The sequence below is a fragment of the Butyrivibrio sp. FC2001 genome (genome assembly GCF_000424125.1).
Lineage (GTDB): Bacteria > Bacillota > Clostridia > Lachnospirales > Lachnospiraceae > Butyrivibrio.
This window is the reverse complement of sequence record NZ_AUJH01000019.1, coordinates 116,053-125,015: the sequence shown is the minus strand read 5'-3', so window position 1 is coordinate 125,015 and position 8,963 is coordinate 116,053. Positions and strand designations below refer to the sequence as shown.

Here is an 8,963-nt window from a genome sequence, read left to right as displayed (position 1 = left end):
TTATCTTAAAAGGATCGCCTTTTTACAATTTCTTGCTTTATTTTTTTTAATAAAAAAGTGTAAAAAGCCGAACGTTTGACTTTTTACACTTCTATCTTTAAATATTTTACAGGACTTGAATGCGGAATTAAATTCCGCATTCAAGTATCAGTAAAAAATACATTCCAAACGCTAATAATAGTGCACTCGCAAATAATACAATTGTATATCGATAATACATAATTGGTGACATTCTTTTCATAGACATCCCCCAATTGAGCAAAAACTTATAACTGTTGATTTTTATTGCTGGTACACCATCAGTATATCCTCTGCTTCCATAATGCTTCCATAATAAATCAATTATTTAATTTTAATCTTTGAAAGCAATTCCTCAATCTGCTGCAGCTTTGCTTCCGGAGAAGTTGCACTATCAGGCACATAATATGTAATTACAAAAAGTTTTCCCTCAATTGGACAAATCAAAGTGGCATTATTTTTTATATACCATAATTTAGGACTTGTAGCATGCAAAACAGCGAATGTTCTTCCATCAATTACTTTATTTTCTGCTACTCTTTCATACTTTTGTCCATTTGTTGATTGATTATCTTCATTGATAAACCATGCCGCATATTCATCCAGCCCTTTCCCCTGAATATCCTTTACAATTTCGTCATACCAAGGGCTTATTGAGAAAGATGCCGCATCTCCCAATCTTTTATCCTTTGTAATTAAATTAATAGAATTACTATTTGCGTATGCATCTTCTACCTTCCATTGTGATGTGTCCCAGCTAATGTTGAATCTCTTACAACTAAAATATCCTTTAGATAACCCCAGTTTTGTTTTTACCTTCTTTACAGGGCTAAAAGCACTATAAACACGCTTTTTATTAACCTTCTTATAGGCTTTTACCTTAAGGCTGTATTTGGTACCACTCTTCAATCCTTTAATCTTATAAGTGGTTATAGAAGGATCTTTAACTGTAGCGATACATTTTTCCTCAGATTCTTCATCCGCAATATAAATCTTATATCCCTTCGCATCTGCAACCTTTGTCCATTTAACCTCCAGCGAGTCCTTTTTCTTTGTTACTCCTGTTATCTTGGGTCTCTTTAATTTGTTACTCGATGCTGCATAAGATTTTGTGCCAACAGAAAACAGCAATAGCATAACAAGAATAAAAAATGGCACCATTTTTAGTATTGTATTTTTTGCACAATTCGTTTTCATATGTATTAAGCCCTCCCCAATTATCTGTACTGGTCATACTTTTGAAGATTTATTCCATCCGCCATTAATACAAATACTTTTTTCATTCAAAAATCCTCCTAAATCAGATTATTAGATTTCATGCATGTAATCTATACAAAAATTATGTATACTCATACTTTTTAAAACAAGTGACATAGTTGTGGATGTTATTAATCCACAACTATGTCACTTGATAAGCGTATGCTAAAACATACTATCCTAATGAATGTCCATGTGATATTAAAAACAATAATCATAAGATCAAAAAGGAAACATAAAATGAATTTAAAAAGAAAACTTGTAACAATTTTACTATCTCTTGCTTTAGTATGGTCTTTAGCTTCTTATACCAACATAAAAGCATCCGCATAAGACAGCTTCTCATACAGCTATCCACATACAGAAATAACTATTAGTTGTACACTAGATGAAGAGACAGTTATTTCAAAATAGTATAACACCTCTACATAGTCCAGTCCTCATTTACTATAGCCATGTCAATTTTTTCTTTATAAAACGTCGCTGTTTTATAATCTTTGCAGAAAGAGCTTATAGTTGCACAGTACAAGAGATCCTCGTATAAGCTTTTTCTGCCACAATCACAAAAGATTTTTGCTTCATTCCATGCAATATTAAAAATATTTCTATGAGTTGCATGAGGTCTGTATAACCTTAATGTCTCCCTGATAATATATTCTGAAATCTGTGTTGATTCAACGTATTGCTCATTATTGCCTAATCTACTAGCTTCTGTCCCCATTATAAATTCATACAAAGAAGCGTAATTCCTAATATTTTTTTTGTAATATCTCTCGCACTTATCATTAAGGTATCTCTGAAGTTCTTTTACGTTTGCCTCAAAAGCAATATTTTTAAGAATTGTTACTTCCATATCTGACAGATAATCTTCAGGAGAACACTGGAACTCTCCTGGTAATGTCATTCCGATTATATTCTTCATGTTCTGAAAATAACGTTCCCTGTCGATTTCCTCTGTCCTGATTTTCCTATTGTTCACCATATTAGCCATTACCTGTCTGTTTTCCGGATAACCCAGGTCAAGAATAGTATGAAGCTTCTTTTCTATCAAATCTGCCCTCTTATAATCTGCATCATTCATCGCATGTTTATAATCACTATAAAGTTCCAATGTTGCATAATCATTTGTAAGTATTTCTGCACGCAAGTAATCAGAGACAACTCCCAGCTTTTTAAAGAGTCCCTCTATGACATACTGCTGTGGTTTTACCTGCTTTTTCTCAATACGGATTATTGTTCTTTCTGTGCAAACCCCCTCTGCAAGTTCTTTTCTGCTAAGCCCATATATTCTTCTTCGACTGGATATAATATCAGAAATACAGTAAACTTCCGAATTTATATAAATGTAACCACTATAATTTATATCTGCATCTACAGCATACTTCTCATAAAGCTTATTAAAACTATTGAGCCAGTCACGCTCATAGATCTTAAGTTCACCTTCATTATTCGTAATAAGTTTTCTTTTTACAATCTGCCCCCTTATTACTTGCCTAAGCTGTAACAATTCTTTCAGGTAGTACGCCCTGCCGGCATTTCTTAGAGAATCTAACGCCCCACAGCTGTTGGTCCATATTTTTATAACAGTTTCATCATCAACGGCATCCATCACATCTACCGCCAGATACCAGCCATAAACTGCCATGGGATAAACCTTTGCACTCGCATATGCCTGTTTCAGATTACGCTGTATATTTCCACATATTTTTTCATAGCTGCTGCATATATATGCTCTGTTTCCATCTGCTGCATACCTCGTTTTAGCCATCAGCCACCTTACTAAAATGTAAAACTCCTCAGGTGAAAAAATGTTCCTGTTCCAGTCTATATTGTCAAAATCGGGCATAGAAAGTTCCACAGCTTCTTCATAGACTCTGGCTATTTCGTCCCATACTGTGCCTTCCATCTCCAGAATCCTGCCCTTCATATCCATCAGAAACTGGTACTCTATTTTATTATCTATATCAGCATCTGTCAGAAGTTCATTCAGGATGTGTTCAGCAAGATCCTGTTTTTTCTGTTCCACAGCGTCTATCAGTTTCTGACAACGCTCCCATCTCTCATATTCATCATAGTGTACAAAATCCTCATACTCCTCGGAAGACACCCCGAGCCTTGCCATGATCCTGTTACGCATCCTGTAGTCCGGAAGCCGTTCACCGGTTTCAATATAATTCATCATAGAATCAGAACATAGCCCATAACAGGCTATATTCAATGGCACATTTAGATGTTCCCTTATCATATTGAACAGAATATGAAATTTGATCTCATCTTTTATTATCTTTCCCATATAATTGTTTTACTCAAATACTTAATTATCCCAATTATACCTGTGTTGGAGTATCTGTTTTCTGACTTTTAATAATTAACGCTCTACTTGTAAATTTTGACATCCGGCACCGCTACTCGTGATAGTAAACCATACAGAATCTTCTGATTTATGGCATTTGTTGATATATTTTATTTCTTCTTCCTCATTCGTAGTATCCGTAAATCCGCATTGAAACATAATTTATGGCTGGTTGAACCATTATGCATTTCTTAGTTAAATGGCTATGTTCAGTCTAGCCATAATAGTTGGGGCTTCCCATACCTATTGTAGCCCAATGTCTGGCAAGTTCGAGCTCTGAATCAACATAGTCCTGATCATATTCTCCGTCTGCCTTCATTTCTTCAATATCTCTCTGAACTCCTTCAGGAGTTGACTCTCTGGAAATACCAATGCTTATTTCATTAAAGTTATATGCATATCCATTTTCATCATAATCAATTCTGTCATTGTTATGAGATTTCAAAACCTCAACTAAATCATCAGCGTCGCTATCAAAAGCAGCCATGCCATAAATATAAGGTTTTATGCATCCATTTTTTCCACTCAGAAAATCTATGAACTGAACTTTGTCACTTTCATCAAAATCGATAGCAAGCTCATTATCAAAATAATAATAGCGATTCTCCCATATATCTGCATTTCCAAGAAGACTGATGACTTCGCTTTTACTCATCCCCATCAAAATCTTCTTATCATCCAAAATGATTCCCTCAAGCGGATTTATTATTGCCTTAATTTTGTGTTTTCTCATACCCAATCCTCTCCAATATATTTCTCGTATATCTCATATAATCATTTATTTCGTATCTCCTCGAGACACCGGTCAAGCGGTGTCTCATCCTTGATACACATGATATCCGGATTTGTCCCGGCTACTGCATTTATGCTGCCATCAGGATTTTCTCCAACATTTCCTGAAAATCGTATTAGTAATCCTGAATCAGGAAGTAGGAGCATCACCGGTGTCGGTCCCAAGCCATCACCTGAGGTTTTTGTTCCTACTAATGTCGCCCATCCGGTAGCTTTACAAAAGCAAACAAATTTCTCCGAAGCTGAATACACTCTGTTGCTTATCAGAACCCATTTCTTTATGTCCCTATCAATTATCTCCCCATCAAAGTCTTCCTCTGAAAGAGTCCATGTATTCGTATAATATCTGTCAAGCCCCAACTCTGAAGCCCATTCCGGTGCGTCTGAAAGTTCAGAAACAGGTTTTGATTCAGAATCCGCATAATACTTATTGATTAATGGCGTAGACTTAAAAAAAGATCGATATCCAAACTCATATGTACCACCAAAAGGTGCAACCAGATTTTCCATCCAGTATCCATCGCTTCCGCCACCATTTAATGTAATATCGAAAATTATATTCTCTGCCTCAGGATATTTTTTCAAACCTTCATAAACTATGTTGCTATCCCTATCCACCAATTCGTAGCGGAAAGATGGAATTTTAATATACAATGCCTTACAATCAGCGATATATTGCATAAAGACATCCGGAAACTGCTCCTGAGTATCCTGCACAAATTGTTCTGATGACTCCGGTATTTTATAACGTTTTGAAAGTTTTGGATCTGTGACTATCTCGTAATATGTCCTCTCAGTTTCTCTGTAATAATCATCATTTACAAATAAGTTATATAAAGATGCATAATCCTCGGGTGAAGCGATATTCAGATGTGCAAAGTTTTGTAGTTCAGCTAACATGTTTTGTAACATGCCGTAGAAGTCATCTTCTTTTGTAATATCCTTGGTTTTCTCAGCATATCTGTCGTATATTTCATCAACATCTATGCCTTTATCTTCAAGACATGGCAGGTAAGGATAACTGTTTCGAAGCTCATCCCACAGTACCTCATAATCGCTCATATATGGAGCTTCACCTTTGTCCTGGCCAAAGGTAATGCTAACATCGTTACCGCATAGCACCTTAATCTGCTTTATCAAATTGTCTTTATCATCTTCAGATAACTCACGTGCCCCGGTATCAATAGAAACTTCTTGAACCACTAAATCATCAGATACAACAGTTTCAACCTCTGCATCATCTATGTTTAGCTGTTCCGCTATTACATCTGATAACTGTTTCTCAATATATTTCCCATATTCATCTGCTGTGACCGGTGTAGCATCTGTTAATGATTCTATATCCGCAGGATCTTCCGTTACATTTTGCTTTGATGAACCATTTCCGCATCCACTCAGTAAAAGCATGATGAATACTGCCCAAATGGTAATTCTCTTAGTCCAAAAAATTCTTCCCATACCCTTTACCCCTATTTTCCAGCCATCAGCTATTTTCACTAAGATAAAGACTAACCCGGCTCTGTATGATATCAGCCACCTCTTCCGCCGATTTCTGGTTCTCATAGTAAGCCCCGGCTTCTTCGGTTATTATGTTTTCAATCTGGATTTCATTAGTTGCTACATCCGTCACCGATGAAATGAAATCTATCACGGTTTCTGTTTCTTCCTTAATTTGACTTGTCGTCTTTCCCCATAATGACTCTACATATTTTTAAGATGGTCTTTTTATGTTTTCTAAATATCAAAGGAATTATTATAACAAATAAAGCCGTTAATATAATAAAAGCTATTCCATACAATACAAAAGCTATAGTCCATGTGTTATTCCCTAGTAGAGGCGAATCAGAACCTATATATAATTGATACATCATAATTTCTGAAATTCCTAAAATTACAAAACCAACTATAATCAACATTATTACCATTCTCTTTTTTGACAATTATTTTGCCTCCTTATAATCAACAGCTTTCATTGCATTAGAAAGATTCACATATCCATGCGATTTAACTTCTATATTTGCTTTAGTAACACTGTTTACCAAAATTTTTTTAATGATTGTGGCGCTAATTCAGTAGGATTCATACAAAAAATAGCGGCCGCAATACCTGTAACATTTGCAGAAGCAAATGAAGTTCCAGATACAGTCTCATTCATATGTTTACCACTAACATCAGTTCCTGGTGCTGCTATGTCAATTGTTTCAACTCCAAAGTTTGATGTTTTACTTAACAATCCGTCACAACGCATATCTGCAACTGATATAACATTATCCAAATCATATGATTGGGGAAAAATTGCATTTTCTTTGTCTAATTCTATACCATCATTACCAGCAGATACTATAAATAACATATTGAAATTTTCAATAGTCCTCTTTAAGGCAATATTATATGAATAATCCGAGAAACTCAAATTACAAATATTTGCGCCACATTTTTAAGCATATTCAATAGCGTTAATAAGATTATATGTATTTCCTGTCTCGTCACCAACATAATATTGGAACCGGTTCAATTGATATGATATCGAAGATAGTATCAAAAATCTATTGAGCACTTGTTAAACAAAAAGAAATTATATTAACCAATAAGCAAATAACCTCTCTTCCGGATTACGGTCGAGAGGTTATCGTCCTTCGTTAGCCAGATTATCACCTGCCTAGAATAACTCGATTTATTCCTACTACAAATCAATTATTCACAGGAAATGCCCTCATTCCCGCCATTAAAAACACAATGAAAAGTACCAGTATTACACCTATAGTGTAGGCGAGCTTCACATCAAAAATTGTTATGTCTTCATCCCCAAATGCCTTTCTCCCGTACAAATATTCCCTTTGATTATTCTTAAAATGTATTTGCCGTTGTCCTAAGCTACACCTCAATCCATTACTTGAGGCATCGTGCAGGTTTAAAGTGTCTACCTATAACGTTCTTGCCACCAGCCTTCTTGAATAATGACTTCAACTTTTTCATATGCTTCGATTTCATATCAAAACCAACAATTTTCATCATAACAGATCTTGTATCTCTGAAGGCATCATTACCTACTCGTTTTAATTTATTTCCTTTTAACTCAAATTTATACATGGATTTGCAGCCATAAAAAGCTCTTTCCTTGATCATTTTAAGGCTATCAGTATCGCTGATAGAAAAGTACCTGAGATTTGTACATCCTTCAAATGCACTTATTCCTATATATTTTAAAGGAGCAGAATAGACTATAAACTTTTTTATCATCTGGTTGTCCCTAAAGGCATTATCAGCTATTCCGACAATCTCATAGTCTTCTAAGTAATAATCTTCACAAGCTACATTTTCATAATTCTTTTTTGTATATTTTGTTTTTGGAGAAGGATTAAATCCTGTTATTTCAACTTGTATGTACTTATTTTTAGATTCACTTGCGGTTTTTACAACCCTGAATTTGAATAGATCATATTTTTCACATATAAATTCATCTCCCTTCATGAGGTGATCAGCACTGACCTCTTCACCTGTTGAGACATATGTCTCGGCACATGCATTTATTGAATATATATTAAATGAAAAAACCATAGCTAAAACTGCCATCAAATACCAATATATTTTTTTCATACTCATTTTTTGTCACTCCAATACTTTTTTCTTTTCTTGAAACATACCTTTTTAGCACCTGCTTTTGTAAGCAACTTCTTAGTCTTTTCAAGCTGCTTCGGACTGATGTCATAGGCTCTTAACTTGAGTTTAGGCTTCGTTTTTGCAAATGCCTTTTTGCCTACGCGTTCCAACTCACTTTTATCAAACATAACTTCACTCAGTTCGCTACAGCCATAAAAAGCTCTTGCTTTAATCTCAGTAAGTCCTGACGCAAAATAATAGTTAAAACTTCTAAGCTGAGTACATCCTTCAAATGCACTTTTTCCTATATATCTGAACTTATCGACATTTTTAATATTGACCTGTTTAATATACTGATTGTTCTTAAAGGCGTTATCCGCTATCCCAACTACATGAAAATCCCAAAAATCATCTATATCCCCTATAACATCAACCGTTTCAAACGGATATGGATATGTGTCGGTAAGCTCCTCATCCGGAGTAGGATTAAATCCGGTAATTTCCACTTCTCCATATGAGTGTATCGTTGCAGGCTTTAGTACTCTATAAGTACAAAACTCATACGCAAATTCTGCCCCTTCCGGCAGGTTGTCCCCATAATAATCGTAGTAGTCGGCCGCAGTAGACTTTATAGGATGCACATTAAAAATGGCAATCATAGCCAGTACTGCCCCCATAGCAAATAAACTTTTCTTCATTCCAACATCTCCTTTATATTTTTAAAATATGCGTTACATATTAATAACGTTTCACCTTCTGATTTCGGGACATCTTTTTCTTATTACTGTTAAATCCCACACTTCCAGACTCAGATATCCCATAATTCCGCCTAAAACATTCATGATATCTCCTTATTCTTGTTATACGGCGCTGTATCCTTTGCTTAAATGTCGGTTCCTTCGACTTATCTAATAAAAATATGTCAGTCGGTCCGTCAGCACCA

General features: G+C 35.2%; 9 protein-coding genes. All 9 read right to left on the bottom strand.

The window, feature by feature from the left end:
• Positions 1–342 precede the first annotated feature (342 nt).
• The 9 genes from G601_RS0110870 to G601_RS0110825 all read right to left on the bottom strand — a co-directional run bounded on the left by G601_RS0110870 (position 343) and on the right by G601_RS0110825 (position 8,718).
• On the bottom strand, positions 343–1,215 hold the full coding sequence (locus G601_RS0110870) for a fibronectin type III domain-containing protein (RefSeq protein ID WP_026665368.1): 873 nt from the start codon (positions 1,213–1,215) through the stop codon (positions 343–345).
• 484 nt (positions 1,216–1,699) lie between these two features.
• Positions 1,700–3,568 carry a helix-turn-helix domain-containing protein gene (locus tag G601_RS0110865; RefSeq protein WP_026665367.1) on the bottom strand — a complete coding sequence of 623 codons (1,869 nt, stop codon included), beginning with the start codon at positions 3,566–3,568 and terminating at the stop codon, positions 1,700–1,702.
• A gap of 274 nt (positions 3,569–3,842) precedes the next feature.
• The gene (locus G601_RS22915) at positions 3,843–4,361 is read right to left on the bottom strand and encodes a hypothetical protein (RefSeq protein ID WP_051205753.1); all 519 of its coding nucleotides are present in this window, start codon (positions 4,359–4,361) and stop codon (positions 3,843–3,845) included.
• Positions 4,362–4,402: 41 nt separating this feature from the next.
• On the bottom strand, positions 4,403–5,917 hold the full coding sequence (locus tag G601_RS0110855) for a S41 family peptidase (protein WP_207638044.1): 1,515 nt from the start codon (positions 5,915–5,917) through the stop codon (positions 4,403–4,405).
• Positions 5,904–6,071, bottom strand: a complete 168-nt coding sequence (locus G601_RS26470; RefSeq protein WP_196808869.1) for a hypothetical protein — start codon at positions 6,069–6,071, stop codon at positions 5,904–5,906. Before G601_RS26470 ends, G601_RS0110855 begins: the two co-directional genes overlap by 14 nt.
• Before the next feature lie 16 nt (positions 6,072–6,087).
• Entirely contained in the window at positions 6,088–6,360 is a 273-nt protein-coding gene (locus G601_RS0110845) for a hypothetical protein (protein ID WP_026665364.1), read from the bottom strand.
• 95 nt (positions 6,361–6,455) lie between these two features.
• Positions 6,456–6,842 carry a S8 family serine peptidase gene (locus G601_RS0110840; RefSeq protein WP_255346199.1) on the bottom strand — a complete coding sequence of 129 codons (387 nt, stop codon included), beginning with the start codon at positions 6,840–6,842 and terminating at the stop codon, positions 6,456–6,458.
• 467 nt (positions 6,843–7,309) lie between these two features.
• Positions 7,310–8,023, bottom strand: a complete 714-nt coding sequence (locus G601_RS0110830; RefSeq protein ID WP_026665362.1) for a leucine-rich repeat protein — start codon at positions 8,021–8,023, stop codon at positions 7,310–7,312.
• A complete protein-coding gene (locus G601_RS0110825) occupies positions 8,020–8,718 on the bottom strand; it encodes a leucine-rich repeat protein (RefSeq protein WP_026511294.1) in 699 nt (232 codons plus the stop codon). Before G601_RS0110825 ends, G601_RS0110830 begins: the two co-directional genes overlap by 4 nt.
• Positions 8,719–8,963: the final 245 nt, after the last annotated feature.